Source organism: Nocardioides dokdonensis FR1436, assembly GCF_001653335.1.
Classification (GTDB): Bacteria; Actinomycetota; Actinomycetes; order Propionibacteriales; family Nocardioidaceae; genus Nocardioides; species Nocardioides dokdonensis.
Genome location: NZ_CP015079.1, coordinates 805,095 through 823,348, shown reverse-complemented (window position 1 = coordinate 823,348; position 18,254 = coordinate 805,095). Strand labels below are relative to the sequence as shown.

At 74.3% G+C, this 18,254-nt stretch carries 18 protein-coding genes and 1 pseudogene; 10 read left to right on the top strand and 9 right to left on the bottom strand.

Annotation, left to right across the window (positions count from 1 at the left end; all coding sequences use genetic code 11):
- The first annotated feature begins 6 nt into the window (after nucleotides 1-6).
- Complete coding sequence (locus tag I601_RS03975) at nucleotides 7-2,043, top strand: ATP-binding protein (RefSeq protein WP_068106722.1); 2,037 nt, start codon at nucleotides 7-9, stop codon at nucleotides 2,041-2,043.
- A gap of 25 nt (nucleotides 2,044-2,068) precedes the next feature.
- Here I601_RS03975 and I601_RS03970 read toward each other — a convergent pair whose 3' ends face one another.
- Nucleotides 2,069-2,296, bottom strand: a complete 228-nt coding sequence (locus I601_RS03970; protein WP_068106720.1) for a hypothetical protein — start codon at nucleotides 2,294-2,296, stop codon at nucleotides 2,069-2,071.
- Nucleotides 2,297-2,340: 44 nt separating this feature from the next.
- Between I601_RS03970 and I601_RS03965 the strand changes: the two genes are divergently transcribed.
- Entirely contained in the window at nucleotides 2,341-2,601 is a 261-nt protein-coding gene (locus tag I601_RS03965) for a DUF4229 domain-containing protein (RefSeq protein ID WP_068106718.1), read from the top strand.
- A gap of 20 nt (nucleotides 2,602-2,621) precedes the next feature.
- Here the strand turns inward: I601_RS03965 and I601_RS21835 are convergent, their stop codons facing one another.
- Genes I601_RS21835 through I601_RS03955 form a run of 3 tightly spaced genes read right to left on the bottom strand, consistent with a single transcriptional unit; the run spans nucleotide 2,622 to nucleotide 4,968 of the window.
- Nucleotides 2,622-2,756, bottom strand: coding sequence for a hypothetical protein (locus tag I601_RS21835; protein WP_257734628.1), 135 nt, complete (start codon nucleotides 2,754-2,756; stop codon nucleotides 2,622-2,624).
- A gap of 20 nt (nucleotides 2,757-2,776) precedes the next feature.
- Nucleotides 2,777-3,649: a 1,4-dihydroxy-2-naphthoate polyprenyltransferase gene (locus I601_RS03960; RefSeq protein WP_068106714.1), complete on the bottom strand. Its 873-nt coding sequence runs from the start codon at nucleotides 3,647-3,649 to the stop codon at nucleotides 2,777-2,779.
- A gap of 32 nt (nucleotides 3,650-3,681) precedes the next feature.
- On the bottom strand, nucleotides 3,682-4,968 hold the full coding sequence (locus I601_RS03955; protein ID WP_068106710.1) for an MFS transporter: 1,287 nt from the start codon (nucleotides 4,966-4,968) through the stop codon (nucleotides 3,682-3,684).
- Between the two features lie 6 nt (nucleotides 4,969-4,974).
- Here I601_RS03955 and I601_RS03950 point away from each other — a divergent pair.
- The 4 genes and pseudogenes from I601_RS03950 to I601_RS03935 all read left to right on the top strand — a co-directional run.
- Nucleotides 4,975-6,006 (top strand): annotated as a pseudogene (locus tag I601_RS03950) (AMP-binding protein); the annotation flags it as partial.
- A gap of 99 nt (nucleotides 6,007-6,105) precedes the next feature.
- Nucleotides 6,106-7,128 carry an o-succinylbenzoate synthase gene (locus I601_RS03945; protein WP_084527998.1) on the top strand — a complete coding sequence of 341 codons (1,023 nt, stop codon included), beginning with the start codon at nucleotides 6,106-6,108 and terminating at the stop codon, nucleotides 7,126-7,128.
- Nucleotides 7,121-8,740, top strand: coding sequence for a 2-succinyl-5-enolpyruvyl-6-hydroxy-3-cyclohexene-1-carboxylic-acid synthase (gene menD / locus I601_RS03940; RefSeq protein WP_068106707.1), 1,620 nt, complete (start codon nucleotides 7,121-7,123; stop codon nucleotides 8,738-8,740). The genes I601_RS03945 and menD overlap by 8 nt, the downstream gene beginning before the upstream one ends.
- Nucleotides 8,741-8,779: 39 nt before the next feature.
- Nucleotides 8,780-10,639, top strand: coding sequence for a Na+/H+ antiporter (locus tag I601_RS03935; protein ID WP_068106705.1), 1,860 nt, complete (start codon nucleotides 8,780-8,782; stop codon nucleotides 10,637-10,639).
- A 3-nt stretch (nucleotides 10,640-10,642) separates the two neighbouring features.
- Here the strand turns inward: I601_RS03935 and I601_RS03930 are convergent, their stop codons facing one another.
- Genes I601_RS03930 through I601_RS03920 form a run of 3 tightly spaced genes read right to left on the bottom strand, consistent with a single transcriptional unit; the run spans nucleotide 10,643 to nucleotide 13,285 of the window.
- On the bottom strand, nucleotides 10,643-11,506 hold the full coding sequence (locus I601_RS03930; protein ID WP_068106702.1) for an NAD(P)H-binding protein: 864 nt from the start codon (nucleotides 11,504-11,506) through the stop codon (nucleotides 10,643-10,645).
- 22 nt (nucleotides 11,507-11,528) lie between these two features.
- Nucleotides 11,529-12,743, bottom strand: coding sequence for a cytochrome P450 (locus I601_RS03925; protein WP_068106700.1), 1,215 nt, complete (start codon nucleotides 12,741-12,743; stop codon nucleotides 11,529-11,531).
- Complete coding sequence (locus tag I601_RS03920) at nucleotides 12,740-13,285, bottom strand: GNAT family N-acetyltransferase (protein ID WP_335582182.1); 546 nt, start codon at nucleotides 13,283-13,285, stop codon at nucleotides 12,740-12,742. The genes I601_RS03925 and I601_RS03920 overlap by 4 nt, the downstream gene beginning before the upstream one ends.
- Nucleotides 13,286-13,327: 42 nt before the next feature.
- On the opposite strand from I601_RS03920, the gene I601_RS03915 reads away from it, so the two are divergent.
- Nucleotides 13,328-13,972, top strand: coding sequence for an MBL fold metallo-hydrolase (locus tag I601_RS03915; RefSeq protein WP_068106697.1), 645 nt, complete (start codon nucleotides 13,328-13,330; stop codon nucleotides 13,970-13,972).
- A gap of 10 nt (nucleotides 13,973-13,982) precedes the next feature.
- Here the strand turns inward: I601_RS03915 and I601_RS03910 are convergent, their stop codons facing one another.
- A complete protein-coding gene (locus I601_RS03910) occupies nucleotides 13,983-15,269 on the bottom strand; it encodes an isochorismate synthase (protein ID WP_068106693.1) in 1,287 nt (428 codons plus the stop codon).
- A 101-nt stretch (nucleotides 15,270-15,370) separates the two neighbouring features.
- Nucleotides 15,371-16,276, bottom strand: coding sequence for a L,D-transpeptidase family protein (locus I601_RS03905; protein ID WP_068106690.1), 906 nt, complete (start codon nucleotides 16,274-16,276; stop codon nucleotides 15,371-15,373).
- Between the two features lie 127 nt (nucleotides 16,277-16,403).
- Between I601_RS03905 and I601_RS03900 the strand changes: the two genes are divergently transcribed.
- From I601_RS03900 to I601_RS03890, 3 genes are all read left to right on the top strand, one after another.
- Nucleotides 16,404-17,093, top strand: a complete 690-nt coding sequence (locus I601_RS03900) for a demethylmenaquinone methyltransferase (protein ID WP_068106688.1) — start codon at nucleotides 16,404-16,406, stop codon at nucleotides 17,091-17,093.
- 204 nt (nucleotides 17,094-17,297) lie between these two features.
- Complete coding sequence (locus I601_RS03895; RefSeq protein WP_068106685.1) at nucleotides 17,298-17,657, top strand: NADH-quinone oxidoreductase subunit A; 360 nt, start codon at nucleotides 17,298-17,300, stop codon at nucleotides 17,655-17,657.
- 31 nt (nucleotides 17,658-17,688) lie between these two features.
- Nucleotides 17,689-18,243, top strand: a complete 555-nt coding sequence (locus I601_RS03890) for a NuoB/complex I 20 kDa subunit family protein (protein ID WP_068106682.1) — start codon at nucleotides 17,689-17,691, stop codon at nucleotides 18,241-18,243.
- Nucleotides 18,244-18,254 lie beyond the last annotated feature (11 nt).

The window sequence follows — 18,254 nt, the reverse complement described above, 5'->3', positions numbered from 1 at the left end:
ACCCTGATGAGCGGGGTGGCGGTCGGCGTCGACGAACCCGTGCCGGCGCGCGCGCCGGGGCGGTGGCGCACGGCCGGGCTCATCCACCTGGGCGGAGCCGCCGCCTACGTCGTGGCGTTCCTGCTGGGCCGGCTGACGACCCTGGAAGGCACGACCCTGGCGCTCACCTGGCCGGCCGCCGGTGTCGTGGTCCTGTGGCTGCTGCTGGCCGAGGCCCGACGAGTCCGGGGCGGGGTCGTGCTGCTGCCGGTGGTCACGGGGCTGGTCAACCTCGCCGCCGGTGGCGAGATAGCGGTCGCGGTGGCGTTCGCCGCCTCCAACGGGGCGCTGGGCCTGACCGTCGTGCTGGCCGCCCGGCGCCTGCCGCCCAGCTTCCTCGACGTCCGCTCGCCGACCCCGGTGACCACGGGGCTGGGCCTGATCGGTGCCGGCCTGCTGGCCACCGCCGTGGGGGTGGCCGTGGGCCACCTGGGTCTGCGGCTGGCCGGCGTCGACCTTGGTGCGGCGGCGACCCTGGCGTGGTGGGGCCGCAACTTCTCCGCGGTCGTCGCCCTGGTCGCGTTGGCCTTCCTGTTCCTGCGCCGCCGAGCGGGCGTCGAGCACCTGGTCGAGTCCGCGTCGCGGCGCGAGCACCTCCTGCTCTTCGTGACCAGCCTGGCGGTCTACGCGACGGTCTTCGCGGTCATGTCGCTGCCGCTGACCTTCCTGCCGATGATGCTGACCCTGTGGGCCGGCCTGCGGTGCACCCCGGGGGTGGCGGCGCTGCACTCGATCGCGGCCGGCACGTTCGTGGTCGGGCTGACCCTCCTGGGACGCGGACCGTTCGCCGGGGTGGGCACGCCCCAGGAGTCGGCGGTCGTGGTCCAGCTGTACGTGGCAGCCCTGGTGGTGAAGGTGCTGCTGCTGGTGGCGCTGCGCAGCGAGCGGGAGGCCGCCACCCAGCAGCTGGAGCAGGAACAGGAGCACGCCGCTCGGCAGGCCGGGTTGCTGCAGGCAGCGATCGGGTCGGTCAACGAGGGGCTGGTGGTGGTCTCCGCGCGCGGCGAGGTGGTCACCGCGAACACTGCGGCCGCGCGGATGCTCGCCTGGCCGGACGGGGCAGCGCCACCCCTGGTCGAGGACTTCCCGGCCCTGGGGGCGGACGGCAGCCTGCTCCCGTGGGGCGAGACCCCCGTGGCCCGCGGCCTGCGGGGCGAGAGCGTGCGCGGCGAGCAGCTGATCACCGTCGGCGCCGACGGGCGGCGGCGCTGGCTCTCGATCGACGTGGAGCCGCTCAGCGGGCCCGTGGGGCAGCAGGACTCCCAGGTGGTGGTGGTGCTGCGCGACGTGACCGGCGAGCGGGAGCGGTTCGAGGAGCTGGAGTCGTTCGCCGGCACCCTCGCCCACGACCTGCGCGGACCCCTGGCGGCGGTCGGCAACTGGTCGGAGCTCGCGCAGCGGATGGCCCGGGGGGACATGGGTGACGAGGCGATGCTGGAGCGCGCCCTGGACCGGCTCGGGGCCGGGGTCCGCCAGCTCGACGAGATGATCGACACGATGCTGCACCACGCCCTGACCAAGGAGCGGGAGGCCCATCCCGAGACCGTGGACCTGACGGCCCTGGTGCTCGACGTCGTGGTGGCCCGTGGCCTCGAGGACAGCGTCGTGTGCGACCGGCTGCCGCCGGTGGCGGGTGACGTGGTGCTGCTGCGCCAGCTGGTCGACAACCTGGTCGGCAACGCGGTCAAGTTCGTGGCGCCGGGGGTGCGGCCCCGGGTGCGGGTCTCCGCGGTCCCGCACGGGGACCGGGTCGAGATCCACGTCGTCGACAACGGGATCGGGGTCGCCCCCGAGCTGCGGGGTCGGGTCTTCGACCGCTTCGAGCGCGGGGTCGGTGAGGAGTTCCCGGGCACCGGCCTCGGCCTGTGGCTGTGCCGCACGATCGTGGAGCGCCACGACGGCGCGATCGAGATCGGCGACGGTCCCCACGGCCGGGGCGCCTGCGTGCGCTTCGACCTGCCGTCCGCGGCGGAGCGGAGCCCGCTCCAGCCTGCCCTCCCGTAGCCGGGCAGACGGCCCGGGAAGAGCCCTACGGAGCCGGCTCGTCCGGCTCGTCGGGGTGCTTGCGCTTGCGCTCGAGGTCGCGCAGGAAGTCCTCGTCGTCGTCGGGCGCGACCATCCGCGGCTTGGGCCGCGGGCGTGGCAGCGGGCGGCGGGCGGGCCCGGGAGCAGCGCCGGGCAGTCGACGCTGCAGCAACCGGATGGCGAGGTAGGTGACCACAGCGACGATCGCCACCACCAGCAGAAGCTTCAGCACCCCTCCAATGTAGGCGCTGCCCGGTGACGACCTACCCTGGAGGGGTGAAGGAGTTCGTCGTCTACACCGCCCTGCGCATCCTGCTGTTCCTCGCCTCGCTCGGCGTGGTGACGGGCATCTGGCTGCTGGTGGCCGACCAGGCCAACCTGCTGGCCACGTTCGTGATCGCCTTCGTGCTCAGCGGCATCGGGTCCTACTACCTGCTCAACGGCCCCCGGGAGGCGCTGGCGCAGCGCGTCGACGCCCGTGCGCGCCGCGCGTCGGTCCGCTTCGACGAGATGAAGGCCCGCGAGGACGCGGACTGAGCGCTGGGACCCGGCTCGCGCTACTTGCGCCGACGGCCCAGGTGCCGGTCGACCCGGCTCGAGGACTGGCCCAGGACCCTGCCCAGCAGGACGCTGCGCATCCGCCAGGCGGCGACGACGGCGACGATCACGAGGATGAGCAGCAGGAACTTCATGCTGCGAGCCTAGCCCGCGCTCACAGCAGCAGCAGGGGAGCGGCGACAAGGGCTGCCCAGACCAGCTCGGCCAGGCCGGTCGACTGCAGCACCGGGACCAGCCCCGGGCCGCTCGCGCCGCCCCGGACCACCCGGACGCCGGGTGCGGCCGCGACGAGGAAACCCAGACCGAGCAGGGCCCACCACGTGGTCAGCGGGGCCAGGGCGACCACGGCCAGCGCGGCGGCCGCGACCAGGGCGACGTACAGCGCGCGGGTGCGGTGGTCGCCGAGGAGCACCGCGAGGGTGCGCTTGCCGGCGACGGTGTCGGTGGGGATGTCGCGCAGGTTGTTGACGACGAGGATCGCGCAGGCCAGCGCGCCGATGCCGACCGCGGCGGCGAACGCGCCGGGCTCCCAGGTCTGGGTCTGCACGTAGGTGGTGCCGACGACGGCGACGAGGCCGAAGAAGACGAAGACCATCACCTCGCCGAGGCCGAGGTAGCCGTAGGGCTTGTCGCCGCCGGTGTAGAACCAGGCCGCGAGGACGCTGACCACGCCCACGGCCACCAGCCACCAGGCAGTGGTGGCCGCCAGCACCAGGCCGGCCGCTGCGGCGACACCGAAGGACAGGAACGCCGCACGCTTCACCGCGGCGGCGGGGGCGGCGCCGGACCCGACCAGGCGCATCGGACCGACCCGGTCGTCGTCGGTGCCGCGCACGCCGTCGGAGTAGTCGTTGGCGTAGTTGACGCCGACCTGAAGCGCCAGGCTCACCACGAGCGCCAGGAGCGCCTTCCACCACACCGCGGAGTCGACGTACGCCGCCACCCCGGTGCCGGCGAGGACCGGCGCGAGCGCCGCGGGCAGGGTGCGGGGTCGCGCGCCGGCGAGCCACTGAGCGGGAGTTGCCACGGTGGGTGATTCAACCCCAAGTGCGGCCCGGGTCAGCGGGCCGGGTCGAGCTCGTGGCGCTCGAGGAAGCGCTGCGCCATCCGGGCCGAGGGGTGGATGAGCACCGCCGCGACCACGATGATCGCGGCGATCACCAGCCAGCCCTCGGTGCCCCAGCCCAGCGCGAGGTAGGTGTAGGCGGCCGGGGCCCAGACGTAGCCCAGGGTGCCGCCGAGGTTGCCCGCGCCCTGGTACTCGCCACGGCGGTCGGGGTCGGAGAGCTCGGACTCGAAGGCCCAGCTCGCGGCCGAGAGGAACAGCTCGGCTCCGGTGACGGCGATGTGGCCGGCCCACACCAGCGCGATCGTGCGCCACCCCAGGGTGTCGTGGGTGACCATCGTGATCGCGCAGGCCACCACGAAGAAGCCGCTGCTCACCCGGGCCGCCCGCAGCGCGGTCGGCACGTCGCGCACCGTGCGGGCCGCGGCCATCGGCAGGAAGATGCACATCACCGTGTTGGTGCCGAAGAGCGCCGCCAGCAGCACCCGGGGCGCGTCGGTCTCGACCACCAGCCACAGCGGGATCACCGTGTGCAGCAGCACCTGGTTGGTCATCAGCACGCCGCTGAAGAACGAGGTGAGCAGGTAGCCGGGGTTGCGCAGCGCGCCCGGGACGGTGCGCGGGGCGTCGGTCTCGTCGACCGCGGCGGTGATGGCGGTCTCCAGAGGAGAGGGGCGCTCCTTGTGCGGGGCCTTCGGCAGCCGGGTGATCCAGTAGGCGTTGCCCAGGCCGAGCGCGGCGGTGAGCAGGGGCAGCGCCGTGAGGACGGCGTCGCTGTCGAAGGCGAGCGCCAGGCCGCCCAGCCCGGCGCCGAGGGTGAAGCCGAGGTTGGTGGCGGCGTACATGTAGGCCTGCGAGCCGATCCGCTCCGAGCGGGGCAGCACGTCGAGGACGTAGGCGCCGCGCGCCGCTCCACCGGTGGAGTTGACGACCTCGAGGACCACGCTGACCACCAGGAAGGCGACGAAGCCGTCGATCCAGGGCCACGCGGCGTACGCCGCCGACGTGCCGACCGCGCCGATGGCCCACAGCCGCTGCGGGCCGACCCGGTCCGCCAGCTTGCCGGCCGGCACCGCGACCAGGAACGAGGCGATCCCGGCGACGGTGATCCCGACCCCGACCTGGGCCGGCGAGAGGCCGACCACGATGGTGAAGAACACCGCGCTGGCGGTGAGGAAGGCGCCGTCGCCGACCGCGAACAGGACCGACTGCACCGACAGCTGGCCGGCCAGCGGGGTCGGTGGCTTGAACTGCTGGAGACGGCTGGCACGGGTCGGCACCGGGAGATGAGATCACGCCGGGCTAGCGTTCGCCGCATGGTTATCGAGCCCACCGGGTCCCGGCAGGCGGTTTCTGCGCTGCGGGCGTGGCTGGGCTCACACGAGGAGCCCGAGCCGTGGGTCGTGGAGACGTCCGGCTCGACCGGCCGACCCAAGCGGGTGCGGTTGCCGCGCGCCGCGGTGCTGGCCTCGGTCGAGGCGTCCGCGCGGCGCTTGGGTGCATCGGGGGCGTGGGTGCTGGCGGTGCCGGCGGCGTACGTCGCCGGGGTGCAGGTGGTGTGCCGCTCGCTGGTCGCGGGCCACGAGCCGGTGCTGCTCGAGGAGCACGGCTCGCTGGCCGCGGCGGTCGCCGCGCTGCCCGCCGGCGTGGACGGGTTCGTCTCGCTGGTCCCGACCCAGCTGCACCGGATGCTGGGCTCGGGCGACGACCTGGATGCGCTGCGCAGCTTCCACACGGTGCTGCTCGGCGGCGGCCCCATCGACCCCGCGCTGCGGGCCCGGGCCGAGGCGGCCGGGGTGCGCGTGGTCGCGACCTACGGCTCGGCGGAGACCGCGGGCGGCTGCGTCTACGACGGGGTGCCGCTCGACGGGGTGGGCCTGGCGCTCGGGGCGGACGGTCGGATCCGACTCAGCGGGCCGACGCTGTTCGCGGGCTACGAGGGCGAGCCCGGGCTCACCGCCGAGACGCTCGTCGACGGGTGGTTCCTGACCTCCGACGCGGGGCGGCTCGACGAGGACGGCCGCCTCCAGGTGCTCGGACGCCTCGACGACGTCGTCGTGACCGGCGGCGTCAACGTGCCCGCCCCGGCCGTGGCCGCGCGCCTGCGCGCGCACCCCGGCGTCGAGGCCGCCGAGGTGCTGGGGGTGCCCGACGACGAGTGGGGGCACCGGCTGGTGGCCTTCGTCGTGGCCTCCGACCCGGCTCCGGACGACCTCGCTCCTGTGGACCTCGACGACCTGCGCTCCTGGGTGGGCCTGGCGCACCCGCGCTCCTGGGCCCCGCGCCAGCTCGTGCTGCTGCCCTCCGTGCCGTTGCTGGCCAACGGCAAGCCCGACCGCGTGGCGCTGCGGGCGCTCGTGGTTCCGGGTCAGGGGGCTGCCGTTGGTGACCATTCGGCACCTTCCGGGGCGGTTTCGATGCCGTTGGTGACCAAACGGCAACGAGATGTGACGGATGAGGCGTCCGGCATCGTCGAGAGCCACGTCTTCGCGATCCCGATGCGCACCCGGTTCCGCGGCATCACCGTGCGCGAGGGTCTGCTGCTGCGCGGCCCGGGCGGGTGGGGCGAGTGGTCGCCGTTCCTGGAGTACGACGAGCGCGTGGCCGAGCCCTGGCTGCGCTGCGCGGAGGAAGCCGCAGCCGGGGACTGGCCGGCGCCGCTGCGCTCGACCGTCCCGGTCAACGTCACCGTGCCGGCGCTCGGTGCCGAGGACGCCTACGCGATCGTGCGCCGCGGTGGTTGCCGCACCGCCAAGGTCAAGGTCGCCGAACCCGGGCAGACGCTGGCCGACGACATCGCCCGGCTCGAGGCCGTCCGCGCCGCCCTCGACGCGGACGGGCCGGGCGGCCAGGTGCGCATCGACGTCAACGGGTTGTGGGACGTCGACACCGCCGTCGCCTCGATCCCGGTGCTCGACCGGGCGGCCGGGGGACTGGAGTACGTCGAGCAGCCGGTCGCCTCGGTCGAGGACCTCGCGCTCGTGCGCCGACGGGTCGGCGTGCCGATCGCGGCCGACGAGTCCATCCGCCGCGCCGCGGACCCCTACCGGGTGCGCGACCTGGAGGCCGCCGACATCGCGGTGCTGAAGGTCCAGCCCCTGGGCGGCGTGCGCGCCTGCCTGCGGATCGCGGAGGACATCGGGCTGCCGGTGGTGGTCTCGTCGGCGCTGGAGAGCTCGGTCGGGATCGCCGCCGGGGTCGCGCTGGCCGCCGCCCTGCCCGAGCTCCCCTACGCGTGCGGGCTGGCGACGGTGCAGCTGCTCACCGACGACGTGGCCGAGCAGCCGCTGCTGCCCGTGGACGGGCAGCTGCAGGTCGGCCGCCCCGCCGTCTCGCCCGCGGCGCTGGCCCGGCTCGACGCGGCCCCGGACCGGGTCGCGCACTGGCAGGCGCGGCTGGCCCGGGTGCGCGGCGTACGCGAGGATCAGCAGCGTGGGTGAGGAGAACGACGCGACGCGGACCGCACGCGCCGTGGTGACGGCCCTGGTCGAGGCGGGCGTGCGGGACGTCGTGGTGGCGCCCGGATCGCGCAACGCACCCCTGTCCTTCGCCGTCTGGGACGCCGCCCAGGGCGGCGCGCTGCGCCTGCACACCCGCATCGACGAACGCTCCGCGGGCTTCCTGGCCCTCGGGCTGTCGCGGACCGGTGCGCCGGCGGCCGTGATGTGCACCTCCGGGACAGCCGTGGCCAACCTGCACCCCGCGGTCCTCGAGGCCGCGCACGCCGGGGTGCCGCTGCTGGTCGTCACCGCCGACCGCCCGACCCGGCTCGCCGGCACCGGGGCCAACCAGACCACCGACCAGGTCGGCGTCTTCGGGTCCCTGGTGGCGACCCAGGACATCGGCGCCGACGAGCCGCCGGACTGGCTGATGCTGTGGCCCGAGGACGGCCCGGTGCACCTCAACGTGCGACTCGACGAGCCCCTGCTGCCCGCGGCCCCCTGGGGCGAGGGTCTGCCGTTGGTGACCAAACGGCAGAGAAAGACCACCCTCGAGCGCCGTTTGGTCACCAACGACAGCCCCATCGCGCCGGGACCACGGACGGTCGTGGTGGCCGGCGACGACGCGGGCCCGCCGGCACGGGTGCTGGCGCAGGTGGCGGGGTGGCCGCTGCTGGCGGAGCCGTCGAGCGGCTCGCGCACGGGCACCCACGCCCTGCGCACCTACCGGCTGCTGCTCGACACCGAGCTCGGTCGCAGCATCGAGCGGGTCGTGGTGCTGGGCCACCCGACCCTGAGCCGACCGGTCTCCCGGCTGCTGGCGCGCGACGACGTCGAGGTGCTCGCGGCACCGGCGCGCGGCGTGTGGGCGGCCCGGCCGTTCGCGGTCGACGGCGAGATCGTCGCCGGCGAGCCGCACCCCGACCAGCAGGCCGCCGACCCCGCCTGGCTCGACGCCTGGCTCGCGGCCGACCGCTCGGTCTCCCGGCAGCTCGACCGGCTGCTGGCCGCCGAGCCCGACCTGACGCCGTACGAGGTGGCGGGTGCGGTGGCGCGTGCGCTGCCCCCGGAGGGGCTGCTGCACGTCGGCGCCTCGAGCCCGATCCGCGACCTCGACCTGATGCTGCACGGCTGGGAGGTCGGGGCGCGGCGCAAGGTGATCGCCAACCGGGGGCTGTCCGGCATCGACGGCGTGGTCTCCACCGCGGTCGGGGCCGCGCTGGGGCGGCCCTCGAGCAGTCGGGTGGTCGCGCTGATGGGCGACGTCACCTTCCTGCACGACGCCAACGGCCTGGTCCTCGGCCCCGACGAGCCGGAGCCCGACCTGACGATCGTGGTCGTCAACGACGACGGCGGCTCGATCTTCTCGATGCTCGAGCAGGGCGCCCCCGAGCACGTCGACCGGTTCGAGCGGTTCTTCGGCACCCCGCACCGCGTCGACCTCGCCGCCCTCTGCGCCGCCACCCGCACCCCGCACTGGCGCGTCGAGAGCCTGCCCGAGCTCGAGCAGGCGCTGGCCTCGCCCAACGGTGGCATCGAGGTCGTCGAGGTGCGGGTCCGTCGCGACAACCGCCGCGAGCTCGACGAGCGGATCCGCGCCCTGCGCCCCTGACCCGTCGATCCCGGCGCCCGGACCTGGGAGGATCACCGGGTGGAGATCGCCCTGCTGCTCATCGCCCTGGCGCTCACCGTCCTGGTGGTCACCGCGCTGGCCGACCGGATCGACGTGCCGGCCCCGCTGGTGCTCATCGTCGTGGGAGTCGGCGGCTCCTACGTGCCCGGCGTCCCCGAGATCACGCTGTCGCCCGAGGTGGTGCTGCTCGGGCTGCTGCCGCCGCTGCTCTACGCGGCGGCGATCCAGACCTCGCTGGTCGACTTCAACGCGAACCGCCGCTCCATCCTGCTGCTGTCGGTGGGCCTGATCGTCTTCACGACCGTCGGTGTGGGGGTCCTGGTGCACTCCCTGCTGCCGGGCGTGGGCTGGCCGGGCGCGCTGGCGATCGGTGCGGTCGTCGCGCCGCCCGACGCGGTCGCGGCCACCGCCATCGGTCGGCGCATCGGGCTGCCGCGGCGCATCGTGACGATCCTCGAGGGCGAGTCGCTGCTCAACGACGCGACCGCCCTGGTGTCGCTGCGCACCGCCGTCGCCGCCGGCGGGGCCGGGATCACCGCCGTCGGTGTCGGTCTCGACTTCGCGCTGGCCGCCGGCGGCGGGGTGGCGGTCGGGGTGGTGCTCTACCTCGTCATCGGCTGGGTGCGCCGACGGGTGGAGGACCCGCTCACCGACACCGCGATCTCGTTGGTCACCCCGTTCGCGGCCTACGTGCTCGCCGAGGAGATCCACGCCTCCGGCGTCCTCGCCGTGGTCGTCGCGGGGCTGCTGCTGGGCCACCGCTCGCCGGTGCTGCAGACCGCGTCGTCGCGGATCGCGGAGCGGATGAACTGGCGCACCATCGCGTTCGTCCTCGAGAACGTGGTGTTCCTGCTGATCGGGCTGCAGGCCGCCCGCCTGGTCGCCGACGTCGGGGGCAGCGAGGTCGGCCTGGGCCGGGTGGTGCTGGTCTGCGGCACGACGCTGGTCGCGGTGGTGCTGCTGCGGGTGGTGTGGGTCTTCGGGGCCCGCTACGTGCTGGTGCAGCCGGGCCCCGACGGGGTCCGGGTCAAGCCGTCGTGGCAGAACACCCTGCTCGTCGGGTGGGCCGGGATGCGCGGCGTGGTCACCCTGGCCGCGGCGTTCGTGATCCCCGCCGACTTCGAGCACCGCGAGGTGCTGCTGATGGTGGCGTTCACCGTCGTGGCCGGCACCCTGCTGCTGCAGGGGCTCACCCTGCCGTGGTTGGCGCGTCGGCTGCGGGTGGCCTCGCCCGACCCGATGGACGACGCCCTGGCCCGCGCGACCCTGCTGCAGCAGGCGTCCAAGGCCGGCTACGCGGCGCTGGAGGAGATGGACTACGACGACGCGCACGGCGTCATCGACCGCATCCGCCAGCGCATCGACCAGCGCAACTTCGCCGCCTGGGAGCGCCTCGGCACCACGCCGGGCCAGGAGACGCCCAGCGAGCTCTACGCACGGGTGCGCCTGGCGATGATCGGCGCCGAGCGGGAGCGGGTCCTGGAGATCCGCAGCTCGGGCCGGGTCGACTCCGTGGTGGTCGCCGAGGTCCTGGCGATGCTCGACGTGGAGGAGTCGCTCATCGACCGGGCGATGCCCCAGCACGAGCAGGACGAGCCGGTCGGGCTGCGCCCCGCGACCCGGGAGGAGTGCGCCCACCTGGCCGCGACCACGGCGGTGCGCACCAGCGACGCCGGCGTGTGCGTCGACTGCCTCGAGGTCGGCACGACGTGGGTGGCGCTGCGTGAGTGCCTCGCGTGCGGCCACCTGGCCTGCTGCGACTCCTCACCGGCCCAGCACGCCACGGCGCACTTCCACGACACCGCCCACCCGGTCATGCAGTCCGCCGAGCCGGGCGAGCACTGGCGGTGGTGCTTCGTGCACCACCTGACCAGCTGATCCTCAGGCGCCGGTGCCGCGAGGCCGCTGCTCGAGGGCCTGCTCGAGCGTGCGTGCCGGACGCCCGAGCAGCCGCTCGACGTCGGGGCTGACCCGGGCCAGCGAGCCGTCGGCGATCGCGGTGTAGGTGCTGACCCAGGCGTCGAGCTGCCACTGCCGGGCGTCCGGCCACCCGGCGCGCCGCGAGGCGTAGGCCTCGTCGACGCCCTCCTCGACGTAGCTCATCTCGCGCCCCAGCACCGCCCCGGCCCGCGCGGCCACCTCGTCGAGGCGCAGCGCCTCCGGCCCCGTCATGTCGTACGCCGCCCCCGCGTGGTCGGCCGGGTCGCGCAGCACCACCGCGGCCGCGTCGGCGACGTCGGCGCGGGCCACGGCGGCCAGCCGGCCCCGGCCGCCCGGGCCGCGGAGCACGCCGTGGTCGTCGGCGAAGAGCGGCAGCACGTCGAGGTAGAAGTTGTCGCGCAGGAACGTGTACGACATGCCGCTGTCGCGGATGGCCTGCTCGGTGAAGTGGTGGTCGTGGCCCAGGGTGAACGTGGTGTCGGGGGCGGCCCCGACGAACGAGGTGTAGACGACGTGGCGCACCCCGGCCTCGGCGGCGGCCGCGACGAACGTGCGGTGCTCGTCGCGGCGCTGCGGGCCCTCGTGGGTGGAGACCATGAACAGGGTCTCCACACCGCGCAGCGCCGCCAGCACGGCGTCGCGGTCGGCGTAGGTGCACTCGCGCACGTCGGTGTCGACGTCGGGGGCGCGCGCGGCGTCGCGCACCAGCAGCCGCAGGTCGAGGCGCATGTCGGCGCCGGCGAGCAGCGAGGTGACGCGCCCGCCCAGGGTGCCGGTGGCGCCGGTGATGCCGATCGTGGTCATGCGGGCTCCTCGGGGTCGGGTGTCAGGAGGGGGTGAAGCGCAGCGGGAACCGCAGGGCGCCGGTGTTGCCGGAGACGGGCATCCACTCACCGGGCCCGTCGGCGCGGGCGTCGGGCATCCGGCGCGCCAGCAGCGGGAGCGCCGCCGCCATGTCCACCCGGGCGACCATGTGCCCCAAGCAGTGGTGGATGCCGGCGCCGAACCCGGTGTGCGGCGGGTGCTCGCCGCGCTCGGCCGCCTCGAGGTCGAAGCCCGGGTCGGCCATCGCGGTCGGGTCGGTGCCGGCGGCGTGGGAGAGGACCTGCACGACCCCGCCCGCGGGCACCACCAGCCCGTCGCCGAGGTCGACGTCCTCGACCGCCTCGCGGGTCACCCAGGTGACGGTCGGGTTGACCCGCATCACCTCCTCCACGCACGCCGGACCCAGGTCCGGCCGGGAGGCGAGCAGGCGCCACTGGTCGGGGTGGCCCAGCAGCGTCTGCACGGCCAGGCCGATCTGGTTGCGGGTGGTCTCCATGCCGGCGAAGACGAGGAAGACCAGGGCGACCGACAGCTCGTGGTCGGTGAGCCCGGCCGTGCCCGCGGGCGGGTCGTCCGCGGCCTGGACGAGCGTGGTCACGAAGTCCTCGCGCGGGTGGGCCCGGCGCTCGGCGACGACGTCGGCGAGGTAGCCGCTCAGCCCGTCGAGCGCCGCCTCGATCCGGGGCACCTGGGCGCCGACGTCGATGGAGAAGGAGGCACCGAGGTCGTCGGCCCAGTGCGCCACCTGCGGCCAGTGCTCCTCGTCGAGCCCGAGGAGACGGCAGATGATGCGGGCGGCGTAGGGCTCGGCGAACTCCGCGACCAGCTCGACCTGTCCCCGGGCGGCGAAGCCGTCGATGAGCTCCTCGGCCAGCGCGGTGAACGAGGGCCGCATCGCCTCGATGGAACGCTTGCGGAAGGCCGGCAGCAGCAGCCGGCGCACCCGGTCGTGGTCGCCGCCCTCGAGGCTGAGCAGGGTCTCGGCCCACCAGTCGTGGAAGAGCCCCGAGTGGATGCCGTTCTGCTCGGGCCAGCGCGCGTTGCCCTGGATGAAGCGCCGGTCCCGCAGCAGCGCCGCGGACTCGGCGTGCCGCAGCACCGCGAACCCGTACGGCGTGCGCGCCCACCACGTCTGCTCGCGGGCGGAGTGGACGTCGGGGCCGGTGGTGTCGAACGCGGGGTCGGCCAGGTCGAGCCGGGGCACGTCGTAGCTCATCGGCGCACCATACGCAGGTGCCGCCCGTGCGGATCGCTGTCGTCCACGGCACCGTCGAGGGCGAATCCCTGTCGCCCGTAGAAGCCGATCGCGCGCCCGTTGCCGGCGAGCACCCACAGGTACGCCGCACGGTCACCCAGGGCGGCGACCAGCAGCCGGTGGCCGAGCCCGGTGCCCCAGCAGCGGGCCCGGACGTAGAGCGCAGTCAGCTCGACCGGTGGCAGGTCCTCGTCGGCGTCGCGGCGAGGCAGGGCCGAGCCGAAGCCGAGCAGCCCGCTGGCGTCCTCGGCGAGCAGGACCGGGTCGGGGTCCACCCCTGCCGCAGCGCGCTGGGTCAGGATGTGGCGCCACTGCTCGACCCGGGCGTCGGCGGCGCGGCGCCGCTCCGTCAGCACGTGGGTGGGCATCAGCCCCGTGTAGGCGTCCTCCCAGACGTCGAGGTGCAGGTGCGCGAGCGCCTCGGCGTCGCCGGGGACGGCCGGGCGCAGGCGCGGACCGGGCCGTGGACGGGGCGGCGGGCCGGCGTCGGGACGAGTGCTCACGCCAGGCAGGGTAGCCAGGCGCGGTCCGACTACGGTGGCCTCATGCGGATCACCAAGTTCGGCCACGCCTGCGTCCGGGTGGAGCACGACGGCACGGCGCTGGTGCTGGACCCCGGCGCGTTCACCCCCGATGCGGCAGCGGCCGTCGACGGGGTGGCCGGGGTGCTGGTCACCCACGAGCACGCCGACCACTGGACCCCCGACGCGCTGCGCGCCGCCGACGCCCCGATCTGGACCATCGCCGCGGTCGCCGAGCGCATCCGCGAGCAGGCGCCGGACCTCGCCGAGCGGGTCACCGTCGTCACGCCCGGCCAGCAGCTGGCGGTGGCCGGTCTCCCCGTGCAGGTGGTGGGGGAGAAGCACGCCGTCATCCACCCCGAGCTGCCGCACTTCGACAACTCCGGCTACGTGCTGACCTGCGGCGACGAGCGCGTCTACCACCCCGGCGACGCGCTCACCGGCCCCGGCGTCGACGTCGACGTGCTCCTGGCCCCGGTCTGCGCGCCGTGGATGGCGATCGCGGAGGGCATCGAGTTCGCCCGCTCGGTCCGCGCCCCCCGGGTGCTGGCGATCCACGACAAGGTCTACTCCGACCTGGCCCTGGGGATCGTCGACCAGCACTTCGGCCGGTTCCTGGGTCAGGACGGCCTCGAGTTCGTACGCCGCGCCGACGGCGCCGACCTGTAGGCCGCCGACCTCAGTCCGACAGCGAGTCGCGGACCGGCACGAACTTGGCCTGCGCCTCGGCGAGCTCGGCCTCGGGGTCGGAGTCGGCGACGATGCCGCAGCCGGCGAAGAGCCGCACGGTGCGGCCCTCGACGGCCCCGGAGCGCAGGGCGATGCCCCACTCGCCGTCGCCGCTGGCGTCCATCCAGCCCACGGGGCCGGCGTAGCGACCGCGGTCCATCCGCTCGATCTCGGTGATCAGCGCGGTGGCCTCGTGGGCGGGGGTGCCGCCGACGGCGGCGGAGGGGTGCAGCGACTCGGCGAGGTCGAGGGAGGAGACGGTCTGCGCGTCGTGGACGACCCCGGCGACGTCGCTGGCCAGGTGCATCACGTTGGGCAGGTGCAGCACGAAGGGCGTCTCGGGCACGTTCATCGACGAGCAGTGCGGCTCCAGCGCGTCGGCCACCGAGCGCACGGCGTACTCGTGCTCCTCGAGGTCCTTCGAGGAGCGGGCCAGGGTGGCGGCCAGCGCCAGGTCGCGCTCGTCGTCGCCGGTGCGGCGGATGGTGCCGGCCAGCACCCGCGAGGTGACCAGGCCGCGCTCGCGCCGCACCAGCATCTCGGGGGTGGCGCCGAACATGCCGTCGACGTGGAACGTCCAGCACATCGGGTACGCCGCCGCGAGACGCTGCAGGGGCCAGCGGACGTCGACGTCCTCGACGGTGCTGGCGATCAGGTCGCGGGCCAGCACGACCTTCTCCAGGTCACCGCCACCGATGCGGCGCACGGCGTCGGCCACGGCCGACATCCACTGCTCGGAGTTCAGCGAGCCGTCGGCGAAGGTCACGTCGACCGGCGCCGCGGGGGGCTCGGCGGGGGAGAGGTGGTCACCGAGGGGCTCGAGGGTGCCCCGGCCCACGACGGTCAGCCAGGCACGGTCGCCGCGGCGCCCGACGACCACCGACGGCACCTGCAGCACCGAGTCCCCGGGCTCGTCGGCGAAGGCGAAGGTGCCGAAGCAGACGAGCCCGGTGCCGGGCTCCTCGATCTCGTCGCGCACCACGGCGCGGGCGGTGGTCTCGTCCCACCACTTGGTGGCGTCGCTGAAGCGGGTGGTGCCCGTGGTGCGCACCCACGCGGCCCGGCCCCAGCCGACGAGCCCCTCGCCGCGGCGCAGCCAGCTCACCGGGTGCTCGGCCGGCAGCAGGTCGAGCAGCGAGCCGAGCGCGTCCAACCGGGCGACGTCGACGGCCACCGTGCGCGCCACCAGGGGTGCGTCGACGAGGGACTGCTCCCCGGGGCTCGCGCTCGATGTCACGGTCGAAGGATACGCAGCGCCGCCCGTGGCCCGAACCGAGCGTGGGCGAGGTCACTGGCCGCCTGCCCCGTGCACGTGCTGGTCACTCCGTGGCCACCGCCTCAGCTGCGGTGCACCACGACCCGGTCACCGACGGCGACCTGGTCGTAGATCGCGGCCAACGCGTCGTAGTCGCGGATGTTCACGCAGCCGTGCGAGGCCCCGGCGTACCCGACGGCCGCGAAGTCGGAGGAGTAGTGCACCGCCTGCCCCCCGGAGAAGAACATCGCGAAGGGCATCGAGGAGTCGTACAGGCTCGAGACGTGGTCGCGGTTCTTGCGCAGCACCGAGAAGACGCCCTCCCGGGTCGGGGTGGCCGCGGCCCCGAAGCGGGCGGCGAGCGTGCTGCGGACCTGGCCGTCCACGACCAGGCTCAGCGTGGAGGTGGTCTTGTCGATGCACAGCACCCGCCCCGTGGTGCAGCGCGGGTCGATCGCGGCCGAGGGAGCCGCGGCGGCGACCACCCGCTCGGGGTGCAGCTCGTCGGTGGTCGGCTCGGTCGTCATCGCGAGCAGCCGGTCCATCGTGCGGCGGTCGACCTCCCCGGTCTCGGGGATCTCGCGCTTGGCCTGGAACCCGCGCACCGAGGCGGCGGTCACGTCGCCGTAGAAGCCGGTCACGCCGGCGTCGAACCAGCCGATCTGGGCGAGCCGTGCCTGCAGGTCGCGCACGTCCTCGCCGTCGCGACCGGTGCGCATCAGGGCGGGGCCGGGCACCAGGGCGGGCTCGAGCGGTGCCGGCGCCGCGACCACCGGCTGCCGCCCCGGCTTCCGGCGGGGCTCCTGCGCCGTCCGGACCGGGCGGGTCGCCTGCGGGCCGGGGTCGGCCGCGGCCACGGGGCCCGCGCTCGCGTCGCGGGAGCCGTCGGAGCCGAACCAGTGCTCCTGGGCCAGCCCGGCGCCGTACGCGGAGGCGGTCAGGAGCAGGGCGGACAGGACGACGATCAGGAGGCGGCGCAGGGTGGTCATGGTGGATCTCCCGAGTGGGGCTGGGGTGCTGCGGTGTGCAGCGTTGTCACCTGGGAGACGCACGAGCGGGCTGGAAGGTTGCGTCCCGGCGTCCACCGGTCCTGGAAGGGGCCTCTACGCTGCGGCTGTGGCCCGTGCAGACCTGGACAAGCAGCCGATCGACGTACGACGCATGTTCGACGCGGTCGCGAAGCGCTATGACGTGACCAACGACGTGCTCTCCCTGGGCCAGGACCGCCGCTGGCGCACCGAGGTGCTCGACGCCGTCGCACCCGTCCCGGGTGAGCGGGTGCTCGACCTGGCGGCCGGCACCGGGACCTCGAGCGTGCCCTTCCACGACCGCGGCGCGACCGTGGTGCCGTGCGACTTCTCCCTGGGGATGCTGCGGGTGGGCAAGAAGGCCCGTCCGCACCTGCCCTTCACCGCCGGTGACGGCACCCGGCTGCCGTTCGCCGACGACACCTTCGACGCGGTCACGATCTCCTTCGGGCTGCGCAACATCGTGGACCCCGCCGCCGGGCTGGCCGAGATGCGTCGCGTGACCCGCCCCGGCGGCCGCCTGGTCGTCTGCGAGTTCAGCCACCCGACCTGGGCGCCCTTCCGCACGGCGTACGTCGAGTACCTGATGAAGGCGCTGCCGCCGGTGGCCCGCGCGGTCTCCTCGTCCCCGGACGCCTACGTCTACCTCGCCGAGTCGATCCGCGCCTGGCCCGACCAGGCCGGGCTGGCCGCCATGGTCGCCGCCGCCGGCTGGGCCGACGTGGAGTGGAAGAACCTCTCGGGCGGCATCGTGGCCCTGCACCGCGCCACCGCCTGACGGGACCCGCCACGCGAATTACGCCACACCGATCTTGCCTAAATGCCCAGGTCAGGGAGGTGCGGCCGCCGGTCGCACCGGGTCCCACCCCCGGCTCGCCACCCGCGGGACGGAGTGGCAGACTGTGCGCCGCGCCACTAGTGATTCGCTTCACAAGGTCACAACCCGGGCCGCAGTGGCTGGCACAGGAGGAAAGGGATCGCGATGGAGCTCTACACCCCGGTGCTGGTGCTGGCTGCACTGGCCGCCGGCTTCGCCGTCTTCTCCGTGGCCGTCAGCACGCTGACCGGTCCCGCGCGCTACAACCGGGCCAAGCTCGACTCCTACGAGTGCGGCATCGACCCCACCCCGCAGCCTGTCGGCGGGGGCCGCGTGCCGGTGAAGTTCTACACGGTCGCGATGACGTTCATCATCTTCGACGTCGAGATCATGTTCCTGGTGCCCTGGGCGGTCCACTTCGACGCCATGGGGGGTTTCGGTCTGCTCGCCGTCGTGCTGTTCCTGGTCAACATCACCGTCGCCTACGCCTACGAGTGGCGCCGCGGCGGACTCGACTGGGACTGACCGACCACATCTGTCGAAAGGACCCACTCACATGGGTATCGAGGAGAAGCTCCCCAGCGGCGTCCTGCTGACCACGGTCGAGGGCGTCGCCGGGTACATGCGCAAGGCGTCGTTCTGGCCGGCGACCTTCGGGCTGGCCTGCTGCGCCATCGAGATGATGACCAGCGGCGGTCCCAAGTACGACCTCGCCCGCTTCGGCATGGAGGTCTTCCGGGCCAGCCCGCGCCAGGCGGACCTGATGATCGTGGCCGGCCGGGTCAGCCAGAAGATGGCCCCGGTCCTGCGCCAGATCTACGACCAGATGGCTGAGCCCAAGTGGGTGCTCGCCATGGGCGTGTGCGCCAGCAGCGGCGGCATGTTCAACAACTACGCGATCGTCCAGGGCGTCGACCACGTCGTGCCCGTCGACATGTACCTCCCCGGCTGCCCGCCGCGCCCGGAGATGCTGATCGACGCGATCCTCAAGCTGCACGACCAGGTCCAGGCCACCAAGCTCGGCGCCAACCGCCTCGCCCAGATCGAGGACCTCGAGAACGAGGCGCTGCGGGCGCTGCCGACCTCCGACATGAAGGGCCTGCTGCGGTGAGCGAGGACAAG